The 17,475-nt window shown below is 64.7% G+C and carries 18 protein-coding genes; 17 read left to right on the forward strand and 1 reads right to left on the reverse strand.

Features of this window, described 5'->3' with window-relative positions; translation table 11 throughout:
• Positions 1-142: 142 nt before the first annotated feature.
• From A5780_RS23760 to A5780_RS23805, 10 genes are all read left to right on the forward strand, one after another.
• Positions 143-340 (forward strand): hypothetical protein, encoded by a 198-nt coding sequence (locus tag A5780_RS23760; RefSeq protein ID WP_064909646.1) that lies wholly within the window; start codon positions 143-145, stop codon positions 338-340.
• Between the two features lie 102 nt (positions 341-442).
• Positions 443-1,354 (forward strand): MlaE family ABC transporter permease, encoded by a 912-nt coding sequence (locus A5780_RS23765; RefSeq protein ID WP_369829546.1) that lies wholly within the window; start codon positions 443-445, stop codon positions 1,352-1,354.
• The gene (locus tag A5780_RS23770) at positions 1,351-2,229 is read left to right on the forward strand and encodes an ABC transporter permease (RefSeq protein ID WP_082976682.1); all 879 of its coding nucleotides are present in this window, start codon (positions 1,351-1,353) and stop codon (positions 2,227-2,229) included. The genes A5780_RS23765 and A5780_RS23770 overlap by 4 nt, the downstream gene beginning before the upstream one ends.
• Before the next feature lie 4 nt (positions 2,230-2,233).
• A complete protein-coding gene (locus tag A5780_RS23775; RefSeq protein WP_064902877.1) occupies positions 2,234-3,322 on the forward strand; it encodes a hypothetical protein in 1,089 nt (362 codons plus the stop codon).
• Entirely contained in the window at positions 3,319-4,332 is a 1,014-nt protein-coding gene (locus tag A5780_RS23780; RefSeq protein ID WP_064909647.1) for an MlaD family protein, read from the forward strand. The genes A5780_RS23775 and A5780_RS23780 overlap by 4 nt, the downstream gene beginning before the upstream one ends.
• Positions 4,317-5,339 (forward strand): MlaD family protein, encoded by a 1,023-nt coding sequence (locus tag A5780_RS23785; protein WP_082976683.1) that lies wholly within the window; start codon positions 4,317-4,319, stop codon positions 5,337-5,339. Before A5780_RS23780 ends, A5780_RS23785 begins: the two co-directional genes overlap by 16 nt.
• 1 nt (position 5,340) lies before the next feature.
• Positions 5,341-6,438, forward strand: a complete 1,098-nt coding sequence (locus A5780_RS23790; RefSeq protein ID WP_064909648.1) for an MlaD family protein — start codon at positions 5,341-5,343, stop codon at positions 6,436-6,438.
• A complete protein-coding gene (locus A5780_RS23795) occupies positions 6,435-7,439 on the forward strand; it encodes an MlaD family protein (RefSeq protein WP_064909649.1) in 1,005 nt (334 codons plus the stop codon). Before A5780_RS23790 ends, A5780_RS23795 begins: the two co-directional genes overlap by 4 nt.
• The gene (locus A5780_RS23800) at positions 7,436-8,392 is read left to right on the forward strand and encodes an MlaD family protein (protein WP_064902825.1); all 957 of its coding nucleotides are present in this window, start codon (positions 7,436-7,438) and stop codon (positions 8,390-8,392) included. Before A5780_RS23795 ends, A5780_RS23800 begins: the two co-directional genes overlap by 4 nt.
• A gap of 56 nt (positions 8,393-8,448) precedes the next feature.
• Entirely contained in the window at positions 8,449-9,114 is a 666-nt protein-coding gene (locus tag A5780_RS23805) for a hypothetical protein (protein WP_064909650.1), read from the forward strand.
• Between the two features lie 95 nt (positions 9,115-9,209).
• Here A5780_RS23805 and A5780_RS23810 read toward each other — a convergent pair whose 3' ends face one another.
• Positions 9,210-9,809 carry a TetR/AcrR family transcriptional regulator gene (locus A5780_RS23810; RefSeq protein WP_104364568.1) on the reverse strand — a complete coding sequence of 200 codons (600 nt, stop codon included), beginning with the start codon at positions 9,807-9,809 and terminating at the stop codon, positions 9,210-9,212.
• Between the two features lie 89 nt (positions 9,810-9,898).
• Between A5780_RS23810 and A5780_RS23815 the strand changes: the two genes are divergently transcribed.
• The 7 genes from A5780_RS23815 to A5780_RS23840 all read left to right on the forward strand — a co-directional run bounded on the left by A5780_RS23815 (position 9,899) and on the right by A5780_RS23840 (position 17,453).
• The gene (locus A5780_RS23815; protein ID WP_064909652.1) at positions 9,899-11,083 is read left to right on the forward strand and encodes a Rieske 2Fe-2S domain-containing protein; all 1,185 of its coding nucleotides are present in this window, start codon (positions 9,899-9,901) and stop codon (positions 11,081-11,083) included.
• Positions 11,084-11,089: 6 nt separating this feature from the next.
• Complete coding sequence (locus tag A5780_RS23820; RefSeq protein ID WP_064909653.1) at positions 11,090-11,866, forward strand: enoyl-CoA hydratase/isomerase family protein; 777 nt, start codon at positions 11,090-11,092, stop codon at positions 11,864-11,866.
• Complete coding sequence (locus A5780_RS23825) at positions 11,863-12,510, forward strand: PaaI family thioesterase (RefSeq protein ID WP_064902820.1); 648 nt, start codon at positions 11,863-11,865, stop codon at positions 12,508-12,510. The genes A5780_RS23820 and A5780_RS23825 overlap by 4 nt, the downstream gene beginning before the upstream one ends.
• On the forward strand, positions 12,507-13,757 hold the full coding sequence (locus A5780_RS23830) for a CaiB/BaiF CoA-transferase family protein (RefSeq protein ID WP_064909654.1): 1,251 nt from the start codon (positions 12,507-12,509) through the stop codon (positions 13,755-13,757). The genes A5780_RS23825 and A5780_RS23830 overlap by 4 nt, the downstream gene beginning before the upstream one ends.
• A gap of 197 nt (positions 13,758-13,954) precedes the next feature.
• Positions 13,955-15,496 carry a class I adenylate-forming enzyme family protein gene (locus A5780_RS23835; RefSeq protein ID WP_064909655.1) on the forward strand — a complete coding sequence of 514 codons (1,542 nt, stop codon included), beginning with the start codon at positions 13,955-13,957 and terminating at the stop codon, positions 15,494-15,496.
• Positions 15,497-15,783: 287 nt separating this feature from the next.
• Positions 15,784-15,969 (forward strand): hypothetical protein, encoded by a 186-nt coding sequence (locus A5780_RS40195; RefSeq protein WP_146100983.1) that lies wholly within the window; start codon positions 15,784-15,786, stop codon positions 15,967-15,969.
• Positions 15,966-17,453, forward strand: a complete 1,488-nt coding sequence (locus tag A5780_RS23840) for an acetyl-CoA acetyltransferase (RefSeq protein WP_064909656.1) — start codon at positions 15,966-15,968, stop codon at positions 17,451-17,453. The genes A5780_RS40195 and A5780_RS23840 overlap by 4 nt, the downstream gene beginning before the upstream one ends.
• Positions 17,454-17,475: the final 22 nt, after the last annotated feature.

A 17,475-nucleotide genomic window follows, 5' to 3' on the forward strand; every position in this document is an offset into this window, starting at 1 on the left:
TTTGCTGTGAGCCACGACACGTGCTGCACCCTCGGGGTCTTGGATCACAACGGCGTGATCGAGCGGAATCTCGGAGGTTGCCGTGGCTTACTGCTCGCCCGTCGAACGGCGAACGCGGTCTCGTGAATCGGAGTATCGAACAATGACGCTCGAAGGCAATGTCGCCGAACCGATCGGGAATTCTGCGATCGTTCTTCCGGTCCGGAATCTGTGCCGTGTGTCGCACCGGCATCCGTCCCGAGAAACGCACCGCGCCGGAATTCCGCTCGTCCGTCACGGGACCGCGCAGGAACTTTCATTTCGCGTGTTCGCCAAGGAATTTCGCATTCTCGAAGGGTGAAATTCCGGCTCCCGCGACTCTCACCACACTATTTACCGCACATCGCACTCGGCGACGCAATCGCCGCATGCGTCGACGTCTACGGAGGGAGGTGCCCACCCGATGAGTATTACGCAGGCACCGATAATCGCCCCGCGCCTACCCGCATCGGGCAGACCGACCCGGCCCCGCGAGGACGGCGCCCCACCGGCAGTATCGCCGTCTCGCTCCGCACGACTGTTCGCACATCTGCGGCAGGCGCCGTTGGACAGTCTTGCGACACTGGGTCGATCGGCACACCTGACCGGCGCCGTGGTGCGCTACTCGGTGGTGGATACGGTCCGGTTGCGCATGCCCGTGCACGAGCTCGTCGAACAGATGTGGTTGCTGCTCAAGGTCACTGCGTTGCCGGCGCTGTTGATGGCCATCCCGATCGGCGCCGAAGTCTCGGTGCAGGTCGGCGGCATCATGAATCAGGTCGGTGCCAATTCGCTCGCCGGCGCGGCGAGCGGTCTGGGCGTGGTCGGCCAAGGTGCGCCGATGGCGGCCGGCCTGTTGATGAGTGGCGCGGCAGCCTCGGCGATCGCCTCCGATCTGGGGGCCCGGTCGATCCGGGAAGAAATCGACGCCATGCGGGTGATGGGCGTCGATCCGGTCGAACGGCTGGTGATGCCGCGTTTCCTCGCCATGATCGCAATCGCGCCCGTGTTGTGCATCATCATCATCGCCGCGGGCGTATTCGCCGGACTGATCATATCCGCGAACGTCAATCATGTTGTGCCGGGCAGTTTCTGGCAGTCGTTCGGCGCGTTCGCGACGCCGACGGACCTCGCCTTCTCGGTGCTCAAAGCGCTCGTCTTCGCCGCGATCGTCGTGCTGATCGCGAGCCTGCGAGGTCTCGAAGCGAAAGGCGGCCCCAAGGGGGTGGCGAATGCCGTCAACGCATCCGTCGTGCTGAGCGTGTTCTGCATCTTCATGACGAACCTGCTCATCAGTCAATTGCAGATGATGTTCTTCCCGGCTCGGTTGGCATGACGATGAGCACACCATCGCAATCCTCGTATACCCTGCCCGCCCTCACGGCCCGATCGATCCGCGCGGTGGCGCGTGGGATCAGCGACTTCGTCGGCGAGATCGGCCAGGTGGCGATCTTCATCGGCAAGACGCTGTACCTGCTGCCGGTGACGATTCGCCACTACCGCAAACAGACGCTCAAGACGATGAACAACATGGCCTGGGGAAGTGGGTCGCTGATCGTCGACGGCGGCGTGGTCAGCCTGATGTTCTTCCTCGGCGTCGCGGTGGGAGCCGTGGTCGCGATCGAGGCCTTCATGGCCTTGAATCTGCTGGGCTTCGGTGCGCTGACCGGAATTATCGGCTCGTTCGGCAATATCCGCGTGATCGCCCCGATCATCACCGGAATCGGGTTCGCCGCGCAGGCCGGCTGCCGAATGACCGCGGAAATCGGCGCGATGCGCATCTCCGAAGAAATCGACGCCACCGAATCCATGGGACTGCGGGCTATTCCGTTCGTGGTCGGGACCCGGCTCGTCGGCGGGATGCTCGTCGTGCTGCCCGGCTACCTGATGGCATTGGTGATCGCCTTCTTCACCGGCGGAATAATCGTCAAGGTCTTCCACCACCAACCGCCCGGAACCTACGACCACTATTTCGCTCAATTCCTGAGCTGGCCCGATCTCACGGCCTCGGTGATCAAGGCGGTGGCGTTCTGCGCGGTGGTGACCTTGATCCATTGCTACTACGGCTATTTCGCCTCCGGCGGACCGGCCGGGGTGGGCGCCGCTTCCGGTCGCGCAATCCGGGCCAGCCTCGTCGCGATCGTCGTTATGAATTTCGCTATGACAGTGGCCATCTGGGGCCTGAGCCCCCTGCTGGTATTCAAAGGATAAGGTGATGGCCAAGACTCGCAATCAGGACTTCCTGCGCGGAACCGACCGACACCAGAAGCGTCTCGTCGAATTGGCGGCCGTCGGCGTCGCCCTCGGGATCGCCGCAGTGCTCGTCGTCGTGCTGTGGGTGTATCCGCGCGTGCACAAGCCGGCAGGTCTCGCGCTGAACGTCGACGTACCGTACGTCGGTCCGGGCGTCGGCACCGGAACGAAGGTGATTTTGCACGGCGCGGAGATCGGCGAGATCACGCGTCTGGAAAAGACCACACCGGGCACGGTGCGCATGAGTTTGCAACTGCAGGAAGGCATTTCCTCCCGCCTCACCGATGACTTCGAGCTCGATTTCCGGCCGCAGAACTACTTCGGCATCACCGCGGTGGATCTCATCGCCCATCCGGAGGGCAACCGGCTGGTCGCGGGCAGCACATTGAACAAGACGCCGACCGGTGACTTCACCATGTCGACGATGCTGGAGAAGGGTTCGCTGGCGATCGACGGCACCTTGACCCAGTCGATGGTCACCACGCTGAACAAGGTGATTCGCTATACCGACGGACTGACCCCGCTGATTCAATCCGGAATCGTGTTCGCCGATCGGGTGGCGGCCACCCAGCAGGCGATGCCCACCGAGCTGATGCGTTATGCGGACGACATTCTCGCGGTGATGCCGGCGTTCAGCACTCAAGCGGTCGACGCGCTCTACAACGTCTACGACAGCAAATACAATCGTCGGCCGGACGGCTCGGTCGGTGTCGACGACGACTTCATGGACAAAACCGACGAAGGCCTCGGCCTGGCCGCCAACAGCCTGTTCGGCAAGGCAGGTCACCTGCTCGCGTCGCACGGTTCGGAACTGACGCCGGTCACCCAGCTCGTGCAGGCGATGACCGATGTCGTTCCGCACATTCTGGGCGGCGGCGCGGTGCCGGGCGAGTTGACGACGCTCATCGACCGCTACAACGCCGCGTTCACCGGTAGCGACGGCAAGAAGACGCTCAACCTGAGAATCATCGTCGATGACCTGCCGATGTTCGCCACACCCTTGGCGCTGACCGGGATTCCGGCCGCGCCGGCCGGGGAGGAGCACCGATGAGTCCACGCACGAAGACGTTCCTCACACTCGGAAAGCTCGCGACCGCAGCGGTCCTGGCGGTGGTGCTGTTCTCCATCATTCTCAGCGCGATCAAAAACCCTGTGCGGGGTGACACCCGAAGCTACAGCGCCGAGTTCACCGACGTGTCGGGGCTGCACGTCAATGGGGACATCCGAACGAAAGGTGTTCGGATCGGCAAGGTTTCGGCCATCGACCTCACCCGCAGAAACGGGGCGAGCACAGCCGAGGTGACGTTCTCACTCGAGAAGCCGTACGAGTTGCGGGACACTACGGTTCTGGCCGTCAAATACCAGAACCTCACCGGTATCCGATATGTCGACCTCGAGGAACCGGAGCAGTCGGGACGCGCCGTGCACCACCTCGGAACCGACCGGACCCGCCCGTCGTTCGACATCACTCAGTTGTTCAACGGCCTGCAACCGGTCCTGAGCACGATGAGTACCGACGAGGTCAACACCTTCATGCAGAACGCCATCACCCTCCTGCAGGGCGACGGCACCGGTCTGGCGCCGATGCTCGACAGCGTGCAGAAACTGACCGACCTGGCGCACGATCGCGAACAAGTCATCTCGACACTCGTCACGAACTTGTCGCGGATCTCCGACTCGATGGGCGGAAAGTCACCGCAGGTCATGGAATTCATGAAATCGCTGAGTTTCCCCATCGCGAAAGCGATGACCGTACTGGGCGAGTTTCCCAAAACGGCCAAGTTCGGCCCCGAATTTCTCACCCCCGTACATCAGCTGATCACCGAACTCGGGTTTTCCCGCGACGTGGACGTGGACAAACTGCTCACCCAGGCGTTCGCCTCCCTGCCCCAGGCCGCCGACGCGCTGCGGCTGTTACCGGTCGCCCTGGCCGGCCTGCAGATGCCGCAGACCACGGCCGCACCGGCGGCGATGAACTGCACGCACGGCATCGCCGAACTCCCCACGGAGGTCGAAGTTTTGCTCAACGGAAGCGAGGTCGTGGTATGCAAAGCTCACTGACGAGCGGACCGCGCCGCGGCTCGATGCGGAATGTGATCCGGCGAGTCGCCGGGAGTGAAGTTCTGCTCGGAACGGTCGTGGTTGTCACCGCGGTTGTCGCTCTGGGTGCGACCACCGTCTTCTACACCCATCCGGTCGGGCAACGCAGTGTCTCCTTCGAAACCACCGATGCCTCGGCGCTGTCGACCGGGCAGGAGGTCCGAGTAGCCGGCATCACCGTCGGTAAGGTCGACAAGGTGTCCTTGCGGCCGGACACGGTTCTGGTCGAGGCCCGTATCTCCGCCGACACCTTCATCGGTGACGACTCCCGTGTCGAGGTCCGCATGCTCACCCCGGTCGGTGGGTACGCGGTCACCATCGTGCCCCTCGGGCGCGGTGCACTCGGCTCGCGCGTGATACCGGCCGATCACGTCACCGTTCCGTATTCGATCGGGGACGTTCTCCAGGCCGCGCCGCACGTGACCGACAAGGTCGACGGCAGCACCGTCGACGCGAATATCGACCAGTTCGCCCAAGCGCTGCAACACAATTCGACCTCCTTCGCCTCGGTGATCTCGGGAATGAACAGCATCGCCTCCGTCATGGATCGGCAGCGTTCTCAGATCGAGCAGATCACGGGGCTGGCCTCGGACTATTCGAAGACGTTCAACGGCAGCCGCGACTTCGTCTTCGACCTGATCCGCCAGATCGATGTCGTCGTCTCCACCTACGACAACGCGCACGTCGGATTCAACGAGGCATACAGCTTGCTCGGTGACGTTCTGATGCGACTGCAACCGGAAATGAAGTTCTTCCTCGATCACAAAGATCAGGTGCGCGACGCGGTCGAGAAGGTGAAGACATCGATCGAGAGTTTCACCACGAATATGGGCCCGGCGATCGACAAGCTACAGGATCTGCGCGCTCAGCTCGAGGCCTGGCTCACCCCTCAGGGGCTGGCGACGGTGGCCGGCGGCACGGTTCTGGCGACGGATATCTGTGTTCCTCTTCCCGGGCGGACGTGCTGAGATGACGATCAACAGGAAGTATCTGATCGGTGCGGGATCGGTCGTTGCGCTCGCACTCGTCGGCGGCGTCGGCTTCACGGTCGTCGACCCGGATGGCGCGAAATCGGTCTCAGGGTTCTGTGCGCAGATGCCGGATGCGGTCGGTCTCTACCCCGGTAACCCGGTGACCCAGATGGGATTTCAGGTCGGGCGCGTCGACAAGATCGAGCCGGAGGGCGACCACGTGCACGTGACGTTCTCCCTCGACGGGGGACGACGGTTTCCCGCCGATGTGCGCGCGGTGACGCGCTCGAAATCCATCCTCGCCGATCGCAGCGTCGAATTGGTTGGCAACTACCACTCCGGGCCCGAACTCGCTGCCGGACAGTGCATCCCGCAACAGCACAGCTTCACCCCCAAGAGCATTTCCGAGATCGCGGGCTCGGCAGCGGATTTCATCGATGCGCTGAGTCCGGACGACAACAAGGAAAGCTTCGAGAAGGCGGTCTCGGGATTCGAGCAGGCGCTGCGCGGCCAGGGTGACAATGCCCGTGCCTTGATGTTGCACGCCTCCGCGGCGGCAGCGAGCCCCGACCAGCTCACCGCCGACCTCGGCGCCATCATCGAGAACATGGCGCCCTTGACGGACGAAGCGCTGCAACGGTGGCCGGCGATTCGATCCATCCTGGATCAGATGCCGGGGGTGGTTGCCGCGGGCATCGATCTGTGGCCCGGGGTCGTCGACGTCTGTGTGGGCGTCGGCTGGCTGGTCAACGTCCTGCACGAAATTCAGGTCGACTACGGCGGCGATATCTGGCCGTTGCTGCAGGGACCGGTCGCGGACGCGATCCACCTGGCCGCGAGTAGATCCAAAGACATTGCCGGCCTGCTGAATTCGATACCTGCCGTCGCGGCGCTGTTGCGACAGCAGGCAGCCGGCGACGGCGGCATGTCGATCGATTACCGTCCGCCGACCGTCGAGGTCGATTCTCCGGCTGCTCCCGCTCTGTGCGAGGCGGCGAACCGGGCGGCTCCGGGCAGCTGCTCGGCCACCGAGGGGCAGGTTCAGCTCCCGATCGCCGGCCTGTTGGACATGGTGCTCGCGAAAGGTCAGCGATGAAGACGAACATACGGTGGAAGGCCGGCGCCGCGGCAACCGTGCTCGGGTGCGGTCTGCTCGCTACATCCGCGTGCTCGGTCGGGCCCGACGATCTGCCCTCGGTCCGCGGTGGTGTCGGCGCGAGCTACCAGCTCGATCTGCACTTCGCCAGCACCATGAATCTGCCGACGGGCGCGGATGTGATGATGGACGGCCTCCGCGTCGGCGAGGTCGAAAACCTCACCGCAGCGGGGAAATTCGTCAGTGTCAGAGCCAAGGTGAAGGAGGGGACGAAGGTTCCCGCCGACGTTCACGCGGTCATCCGCCAGAACACTCTGCTGGGCGATACCTACATCGCGCTCGACCACGGCGCCGTCGTGCAGGGCCCTTACCTGCAGCCGGGCGCGACGGTGAACGTCGACCACACCAGTTCACCGCCGCAGCTGGAAGACACCATGGCGGTGCTGGCCTACTTCGTCAACGGCGGCAGCATCCAGAAGATCGAAGACGCCATGACAGGTATCAACCGTGTCATGCCCGCGCCCGGAGACGTGCAGCGGCTGGCCACCGTCGTAGCCGGTGATATGCGCGATCTGGCGGGCGACACCGGTGAAATCGACCGAATGCTGGGCGGTTTCGCGGCGACCGGTGCGGCGATCGACGATAAGGGGCAGGTTCTGTCGACTCTGTTCTCGCAACAGAGCGTGCACTACTGGCGCCGCACGGCAGTGAACATCGTGTCCTACATCAGCCAGATTCTGCCCTCCGTCGGAAGTGTGTACGAAGGCGGCCTCTGGATGGTGCCCATGCTGAACTCGCTGGCCGACACCGGAGGCGTCGGCCGCGCCATCTGGGATCAGGCGCCGGCCGATACGGCGAAACTGTCGGACTTCCTGCGCACGACTCTGCTCCCGTTCGCGCAGAACCCCTCGGTGAACATTCGCTCGATCGACACCGCCGCCGGTGACCGCATCGTTTCCGACGTCGAAAATCTGCTGCGCATGCTGGGAGCGGTGAAATGAACCTCAAAACTGTCGCATCCGTCGCCGGCATGGCCGTCATCGCCGCTTCCTCGTTCGTCTATCTGAACCACATCGGCTTGAACACCGGAATCCTGGACCACGTCCACACCGCGAATATGGCGGTGCCGGACACCAACGGACTCGTCGTCGGATCTCGAGTGTTGCTGCGCGGGGTGGCTATCGGGCACGTCACCGCCATCACGCCGTCGCCCGACCACACGGAGATTTCGTGGAATTACGATGACGAATACCGGATCCCGATGGACAGCAGATTCCGGGTCGACAATCTCTCCGCGCTGGGCGAGGCCTACGTGTCGGTGTTGCCGACGACAGCGGCCGGACCGTATCTGACCAACGGGGCGACCGTTTCCGCCGCTCACGTGGTGGTGCCCACCACGTTCCAGGAATTGTCGGCCCGGCTGACCCGCATGCTCGAACAGGTCGAACCGGACCGGATTCGTGACATCTTCACGACCGTCGACGTCGCGTTGCCCGACGACCCATGGGTGCTCAACGACTTGTCACACGCGGGCGAACTCCTCGCCAGGACTCTCACCCAGCGATCGGGGGATCTGACGCAATTGCTCACACAGTTGCAGCCGCTGCTGCAGAGCACCGGCACGGTGCCCGGTGATCTTGCCGCGGCCACCCCGCGGCTGGCCGAGTTCGGTTCGGGATTCACCGATGTGCTCGGAGGAGTGTATTTCGCGGCGTCGTTCGGCCCGCTCACGAGTATCAAGGACGGGGCGGCACCCCTGATCGACCAGCTGCAGACATTCCTCGACAAGACCTCCGGCGACCTGCACACCCTCGGTGTGGATCTGTTGCCCGGCGTCCGCGCCGGTGCCGCGGCGATGTCGACGGTCGACGTCGGCCGCTTCCTCGACAACGCATTGGCTTCGACCGTCTCGGGCGACGCGGTCACCGTTCACATCCGACCGCCGGGGAGGTAGCCCCTGAACCAGCACCGGCAGCGACTACTGACCACCCGCGTTCGAAGAAGGCAAACATGACTCACTCCACCCCGATACTCACCGATCCCGAACCCGTCGACTCCGCACCGTCGTCGGCTCCCGGGCCGGACGACACGTCCCGCCGTTCCTCGCCGCTGACCTCCGCCCTGCGCCGGGTATCGCCACGTGGCGAGTCGACGGTCACCGTGAAAGCCGTCGTCCTCGGCGCGCTGATCCTCGTTCTCGCCGCCGCGGTCGCCGTGCTCGGCTGGCAAGTGAACGACAAGGCCGGACAGATCGATGCCGCGCGGGCCGAGCGGGCGCGCGCCGCGCACGCCGAGCAGGTCGCACTCGACTACGCCACGGCCGCCGCCGAGATGAATTTTCAAGACCTCGCCTCCTGGCGGTCCCGACTGACCAAAGGCACCAGCCCGGAGCTATCGAATCGCCTGACTCAGGCGGCCGGCTCCATGGAGCAGATCATCACTCCGCTGCAATGGGTGTCGACGGCGAAACCTGTTGCGGCCAAGGTGCGATCGGACAACAACGGCATCTACGCCGTGGATTGTTTCGTCAGCGTGCTGACCAAGAACAGCCAAGCGCCGGAAGGTATCCAGTCGACGGCGACCTATCAGCTCACCCTGGACAGTCACAACCAGTGGACGATCACCGACATCGGGGGAATCGGGTCCGCCCTGGGCGCAGGGAACGCCCCACGCTGACGAACCCGCCCGGGCCCGCCACACGCCGCGATCGGCGACGGGCCCGGGTGTGCTGTTCCATCGCCGGCTGGGGTGAAGGAAACGGTCGACCCGCGTCAGGGGAGGAGGGCGGGAAGCAGGAATGTGCGCAGTTGCGCCCGGATGTCGTCGAGGTCGTCGGCGTCACCGGTTGCTCCCTGACTGATGAACTGGATTTCCAGTTGTGAGATCCACTCGCACAGCAGCCGGATATCGAGATCGGCGCGGATCGCACCGGCGGCCTGTGCCGTGGCGAATACGGGCTCCCACAATTCGTAGGTCAGCTCGATCGCTCGGCCCGATTCGGTAAGCAACCGTGCGGCCAGCACCATTTCTTCAGGCGAGACCAGCCGATGCACCATCGGGTCACGGCGGCCGCGCCGGATGTCCTCGCAGATGCCCTCGACGACGCGATCCTCGATGGTCGGCCACCGCGCGATGAACTCGCGCGCGGAATCCATATTCGCGCGGGCTCGGCGCACCACGGATTCGGTGACGAGCGCGTCGCGGTCGGTGAAATAGCGGTACACGGTGGCCCTGGAACTTGCCGCCGCCCTCGCCACGTCCTCCATGGTGGTGGCGGCGATGCCGAGCCGGGCGAAGCAGGATTCCGCCGCGGCGAGGATGGCCGAGCGCGTGTCGGTAGAACGTTCGGTGGCCGTGCCGCGTCCTGTCACGATGACAACCGTACCAAGCAGAGCGGTAAAACCGAAAGTCTTTAGATAAGATGCTAGACAAACATTGTCTCGTGTGTCAGTCTCGGACGATGGAGCGCGACGAGAAGATCAGGCTCACACGGCGGCTCATCGCCCACGTGGACAACAACACCACCGATTACGCGGAAGACGTTCTCCGCGTGCCGTTTTCGGTATTCGACGATCCCGAGCTCGCGGAGAAGGAGCGCGCCGTGGTGCGAGGCTTTCCGCACATCGTGGCGCATGTCGACGAGCTCCGGAAGGCCGGCGATTTTCTGACCACCGAGCTGATCGGGACTCCTCTTCTGGTGGTCGGGCAGAGCGACGGCAGCGTTCGGGCCTTTTCCAACGTCTGCCGTCATCGCGGGTCCAAGGTGGAATTCGCCGAATCCGGATGCAAACGCGTGTTCGCGTGTCCCTATCACAACTGGTCCTACGGCAAGGACGGATCGTTGCGAGGGATGCCGCACGCCGAAGGTTTCGAGGGAATGGATCGCGGCGAATTCGGCTTGGTCGAATTTCCCTGCGAGGTGCGACACGGCCTGGTCTGGGTTGTTCCCACCGTCGGCGCCGACCTGGATATCGCCGCGGTGCTGGGCGACAAACACGATGCCGAGGTCACCGACACGGGAATCGGAGACTCGTATCAGGTGCGCAAGGAGACCTGGCGGCTGGAGATGAACTGGAAGATCGCGGTCGACGGCGTGCAGGATTCGTATCACCTGTGCCAGTTGCACACCAAAACCGTGTGCAACTACCTCGAAGGCAATATCACCGCCTTCGATCCGGTCGGCCGCTCCTGGCGATTGGTGGTGGCGCGCAAGGCGATTACCGAGGTGCGCGACGCCGATCCCGATTCCTTCGACGTCCGCGACTACTCGCTGGCGAACTACACGATCTATCCGGGCACCATGCTCGTCACCGAACCGAACCACTTCGAAATCTGGACGATCGTGCCCGACGCCGTCGATCCGAACGTCAGCTACTGCACCATTCGACTGCTGTCACCCCACAAGCCGCGGACACCGCGCGAAGAGCGGATTCTCGAGAAGAACTGGGACCTGCTGATGGAGACGCTGCACGACGAGGACTGGTTCGTCACCAAGACGATCACCGAGAATGCCGCCCACGGTCAGGTCGAGGAATTGATCTACGGCCGAAACGAGCTGCCCGGCCAGGTATTTCACAAGATGGTCGCCGGTGATGTCGCACGGCTCGAGTCCGCTGCGCCGGCCCCTTCGGCCGGTCGGCGGTAGTCGTCGATGGCCGACGAGGACGTGCGTTCGGACCGTCCGGCGCCGGGAGTGCTGCGGTTGACGCTCGACCGTCCACACGCGCACAACGCGATCTCGATTGCGATGCAGCGGCAGGTGGATGCCTTGCTCTCCGACGCCGCCGCCGACGATTCGATGCGAGTGGTGGTTCTGGCGGGCGCCGGCGACCGGGCGTTCTGCGCCGGCTACGACCTGAAGGAACTGGCGGCGATGACGCCGCGGGATGCGGCGGCGTCGATGGCCGAACGCGACGAACTGCTCTGGCGCTACCTCAGCTTTCCGAAACCGACGGTGGCCGCCGTCGACGGCATGGCCTACGGCGCCGGAACCCTGTACGCCGCATGTTCGGACCTGCGCGTCGGCGGCCCGAATACCAGTATGGCGGTCAGTGCGGCCAAATACAGGGGAGTGAACCTCACGTGGTTGCTCGACACCCTGATCGGCGCTGCCCGCGCACGAGACATGCTGATGACTGCACGAGCTGTGCCGGGCCGCGAGGCCTATGCCATGGGCCTGCTCACGCGATACGACGCCGAGGTGTCCACGGCAGCATTACGGACGGCCGAAGACATTGCGGCACAACCGCCCGACGGTCTCCGGCATATCAAACACCTGTTGCTCGCCGGACCGGGGCGAACCCTGCGCTCGCGCTACGACCACGAAACCTCGGTCGTGCGTGCGGCGCTCGGACAGCGGCCTGTCACAGAGATGTTCTCGACGTTCTTTTCCGCCGGCACGGCCTCGAAGACGAGGGGTGATTCGTGAATCCTGACATCTGGAATCCCGGTTGGGACGACCCCTTCACACCAACCGTCGGCACCATCGACGAATACACCGACCTGATCGAAGCGCTTCGCGCCGTCCAGGAGGCGGTCACACGCAGTAAGCCGACACCCCTCGCGGCCGCGACGGCGGCCGCACGGCTGCGCGAAATCGCCTCGGCCATGGCCTCGTTCGAGGTCGACGAGGATGAGCAGATCGCGGGCAAGCGGTGGGAATCGGCCGGACACGGCCAAGCGCTGACGCCGCCGATACATCTGGACCGGATCACCGAATCCGCGGCGATCGGCCGGGTCACGGTCGAACGCTTCCACTCGGGGCGGTACGCCATGAACGGCGGTGTCGCGCCACTGATCTTCGACGAAATCATGGCCAGACTCGCCAACCACAACCGCCCGTGGGGACGTACCGCTCGTTTGGAGGTCAGCTTCCGCGCCCCGGCGCCTCTGCACACCGAATTGACCGTGACGGCGCGGTTGGCCGGACAGGTCGGCCGCAAGCGCCTCCTGCGCGGGACGCTGCACCACGGCGCAGTGCTGCTGGCAGAGGCCGAGGGGTTGTGGATCGAGCTGAAACCCGAACAGACACACGATATTTCGAAGAAGTGGAAAGAAGGTGTCGCCGGATGAGCGGCTACTCCCTGCTGAACGGCCTGCGTGTGCTCGAGGTGGCCCAGCTGGCGCCGTCCTCGCTCGGTGGGCACCTGGCCGACCTCGGCGCCGAGGTGATCAAGATCGAATCGGGTCCGCTGGGCGATCCGGTGCGGGTCGGTGGAAGTCGCGCGATCGGTGATCCGGACGGCCCGGCCTTCATGCACCTGAGGTGGAATCGCGGGAAGAAGTCGGTCGCGCTCGACCTGCGATCGGCCGAGGGCGCGCGGGCGTTTCTCGATCTCGCGCGATCGTGCGACGCGGTGATCGAAGGTATGCGGGGCGGTTACCTGGACTGGCTCGGAATCGGATTCGATCGCCTCCGCGAGGTGAATCCGGCGATCGTGCTGTGCACCGTATCCGGGATGGGAACCGATGGGCCGTACCGCGGTCTGGGCACCGGTGGTCCGGTATTCGACGCGTACGCGGGTCTGCGTGAGGTCGAAACTCCGGAACAGCCACCGGCGCAGGGGATTGCGGGTTCGACCAGTCCGCCGATCGCCATGTACGCCCTCGGTGCCTACGGTGCGATGGGGCTGCTCGCCGCACTGCACCGGGCGGCGGCCACCGGGACCGGCTGCCGGATCGAGGTGTCGGGTATCGATGTGGCCGCCGCGTGGATGCCGGACCTGACCGACGCGGAACTCAACCGGGACCGCTCCATCCCGCGGCCGACGTGGCTGCCCGACGGCCGGCTGCCGGACTGGCCGCGGCTCGAGGCGTACCGGACCAAGGACGGCAAAGCGATGCTGTTCGGATCTCACGTGGAAAAGTTCTGGCGCAATTTCCTGACCGCGGTGGGGCGCGAGGATCTCGCGGACGTGGATCTCACGACCGCCGATGCCGGGGCGCCCGCGCGCGCGCAGTACGTATGGCGAGCGCTGAAAGATATTTTCGCGCAACGGACCCGGGACGAATGGGTGGAACTGTTCCTGGTGCACGGAATTGCCGGTGGACCGGTGAATACCGTCGCGGAGATGATTGCCGACCCGCATTTCCGAGCCAGAGACAACACCTACCGAATCGAATGCGACGGCGTCGGAGAACTCGAATTCGTGACCAGTCCGGTGCGCGTCGCGGGGGAGAATTTCGCACCGGCGCTCCCGCCGGCGGCAGGAGCGGATACCGGCCGGGTGCTGCGCGAAGTAGCCGGGTACGACGATGATCGCATCGCCGCGGCGGCGGATCGGCATCTGCTCGAGATGGTGCGCGAGACGGATAGCTGAACCCTTCGAACCGAATCGACACTCACGCGAAATACGTTGTGTGAGTGTCATTCTCGTGCTTATTCGACATTCCACGAGAAATGGGTTCGGCATTGCGCGAAAAACCTATAGATGTTAGATTTACTGCTGTGCAGTGACGGTGGTCACATCTGCCGGTGTTCGGGTCCGATCCGGCCCGCGAATGACGAGGAGCTCGAATGAATCTTGCGGATCTGACGCGTTATTGGGGCAAGACCCGACCCCGTCAGCAGGCGATCGTTTTCGGCGATTCCGCCGAAACCTGGTCCGAACTGGATGCGGTCACCGATGCGCTGGCCCGCGGCCTGGCCGCGCGGGGCGTCGGCAAGGGGGACCGGGTCGCGGTGATGATGCTCAATCGGCCCGAGCTGGCGCACCTCATGCTCGCAACCTTGAAGCTGGGTGCAATCTGCGTCCCGCTCAATTTCCGGCTCACCGCGAAGGAGCTGGCACCGATGGTGGCCGATTGCGCGCCGCGAATCGTCGTCGTCGAGGACGATCTCGCGCACTTGCTGGAGGTGGCCGCGGCGCAGACGCCGTTCGAGATCTATGCGCTCGGCGGTAGCGCGCATCGCCCCTACGATGCGTTGATCGACCCGGGTGTTGCGCCGAGAGTGGATATCGCGGCCGATGACGGTGCCTTCATCTGCTACACCTCGGGAACGACTGGTGTACAGAAAGGTGCGCTGGTAACCCACCGCAGCGCGATGGCGCCGGGGATCTCGCAAACTATGATCTACGGTTTCAGCGCGCGCGATCGGGTGCTGTGCTCGGCGCCGCTGGTGTTCACGGGATCGGTGCTGTCGATCTTCATGCAACTGGTCGTCGTGCCGGGTTCGACCATGGTGCTGCTGCGGGAGTACGACCCGGAGATCGCGTTGGACACCCTCGAACGTGAACGGATCACCGCCACCACGACGGTGCCGGTCATCTGGGAGCGGATGACGACGCTCCGCGATTTCGGAACTCGCACATTCGCGAATTTCACCTTCGCCGCTACCGGAGGTGCGCCGGTCGGCCTCGATCTGGTGGAGTTCTATCGAGATCACGGTATCCCGCTCACCCAGGTGTACGGATTGACCGAGGCGTCGGGAATGGTCGCGACACTCAACTACGAAGACGCCGTGCCGCGTCCCGGGTATGCCGGGCTCGCTTTGGTCGGCACGCAGGTCAAGATCGGTGATCCCGGTGTCGATGCTCCCGCCGGTGAGGTCGGTGAGATTCTGGTACGCGGCGAGCATGTGATGCGGGAATACTGGAACAAACCCGAGGCGACCGCCGCCACTTTGGTGGACGGCTGGTTGCGCACCGGTGATCTCGGCCTGCAGGACGAAGCCGGGTACCTCAAGATCGTCGACCGGAGCAAGGACATGTTGATCTCCGGTGGTTTGAACGTCTACCCCGCGGAAATCGAGAAGGTGCTCCATCGCATCGAGGGCGTGGCCGATCTCGCTGTCATCGGTGTCAAGGACGAGCGGTGGGGTGAGGTTCCGATGGTGGTCTTCCACAGTGATCGCCCGGCCGCCGAGGTCATCGCTGAGATCGCGATCCTCGCCGGAGACAATCTCGCGAAGTTCAAGCGGCCGAAACACGCTGTCGCACTGAGTGAACCGCTGCCGCTAACGTTTTCCGGGAAGCTGGCCAAGCCGGTGTTGCGAACGCGTTTTCCGGAGGCGCCGGCCGATGCTTCGGTGATTCATGACGTCACCGCTACCGCCTGAGGTGGGTCGTATCGCCGCGGTCACCGGCGGCGAGCGCGGCGGAGCCTGAAAACCCTCTGCTCGACCGCGGCGGCAAGGCCGGGAAAACATCGCTGATAGATCGACGATTCAGCCCCCACCTTGAGTTTTTAATCTAAAGGTATTAGCTTTATCGGTAGGTGGCGGGCGCGTGTCGCGCAGCCGTCGTCGACGATTCGAGGGAAAGTCCGACCTATGTCCGACCTGATCCGAACCGAGCGTCCCCGCCCATCTACCGAAACCGACGACAGGACAACGAATTCGATGACGTGTATGCACGAGGGGCCGGCGCGGTGAAGGTCGGCGTGACGGCCGGACGCTGGGATGCGCAACCACCTCGGCGGATGGAGCGGGCGATCGCCGGTTGGAAGCCGGCCTGTTCGGCGACACTCGTTCTCGGCGGCCGGCCGCGCCCACAGTCGCGTGAGCGGATCATCGAGGCGGTGCGCGCATGAGCCTGGATCCGCGTACTCCGGTACTCGTCGGCGGGGGTCAGATCAACGACCGCGAAGGCGGCTGCGAGCCGGTCGATCTGATCGTCTACGCCGCCTCCCGCGCGGCGACCGAGGCCGGTAGCAGCCGGCTGCTGGAGTTGGTCGATTCCGTGCGGATCGTCGGACTGTTGTCGTGGCGCTACCGTGATCCCGGCGCACTGGTCGCGCAGCGAATCGGAGCGAACCCCCGCCACACCGGCTATACCGGCAGTGGCGGCAGTACGCCGCAAGTTCTGGTCAACCAGGCCGCGGAGGATATCGCCGCCGGGCGCTGCGATGTCGTCCTGGTCGGCGGTGCCGAATCCTGGCGTACGCGAATGACCCTGCGCGCACAGGGAATACGGCCGGACTGGACGGTGCAGGACGAGTCGGTTCCCGCGGCGCCGATGCTGGTTCCGGAAGTGCCGATGCGATCGGAGGCGGAACAGCGCGCCGGACTCGACCGGCCCGCCTACATCTATCCGCTGTTCGAACAGGCGTTGCGCATCTCGGCCGGCCGGTCGACGGACAAGCACCGCGACGCGATCGCGGCGTTGTGGTCCCGATTCAGCGACGTGGCCGCGCACAACCCGCACGCCTGGACACAACGGGCGTACACCGCGGCCGAGATCGCCACGCCCTCCGCGGCCAACCGGTGGATCGCTGCGCCCTATACCAAGCTCATGAATTCGAACAATATGGTCGAGCAGGGCGCAGCGGTGCTGTTGTGTTCGGTGGAAACAGCTCGGCGACTGGGCATTCCGCGAGAGAACTGGGTCTTCCCGCACGCCGGTACCGAAGCGCACGACACCTACGACATCGCCGAACGCGCCGCCCTGGACCGCTCGCCCGCGATCCGGCACGCGGGCGCCCGCGCACTCGAACTCGTGGGAATCGGAATCGACGATGTCGGCCACATCGATGTGTACTCGTGCTTTCCCTCGGCCGTACAGGTCGCGGCGCGCGAACTCGGGCTTCCCCTCGATGATCCGGGCCGGCCGCTCACCGTCACCGGCGGGCTGACGTTCGCCGGTGGGCCGTGGAACAACTACAGCACCCACGCGATCGCGACCCTGGCGACCCGGTTGCGCCGGTCGCCGGGCAGCTACGGACTGTTGACCGCCAACGGCGGCTACCTGACCAAGCACGCCTTCGGCGTCTACCGAACCGAACCGCCCCGCAACGGTTTTCGCCGCGACGATGTCCAACCGCGCGTGGACCTCGACCCGCGGGTGCGGTCGCATCCCGCCTATGCGGGCCGCGCCGCGACCGAGTCGTGGACGGTGGTCTACAACCGCGAAGGTGATCCGGAGCGGGGCCTGCTGGCCGCGCGCACCCCGGACGGGGGGCGCGCACTGGCGTCGACCGGCGACGCAGGCACAGTCGAGCGCATGGCGAATGCGGATGTCGCCGGCGAACAGGTCGAGATCAGCGCCGAGGGCGCCTTCCGATTCGTTACCGGCTAGCCGAATCGGCATGTCGGCAGTG

Source organism: Nocardia sp. 852002-20019_SCH5090214, from assembly GCF_001665865.1.
Lineage (GTDB): Bacteria > Actinomycetota > Actinomycetes > Mycobacteriales > Mycobacteriaceae > Nocardia > Nocardia nova.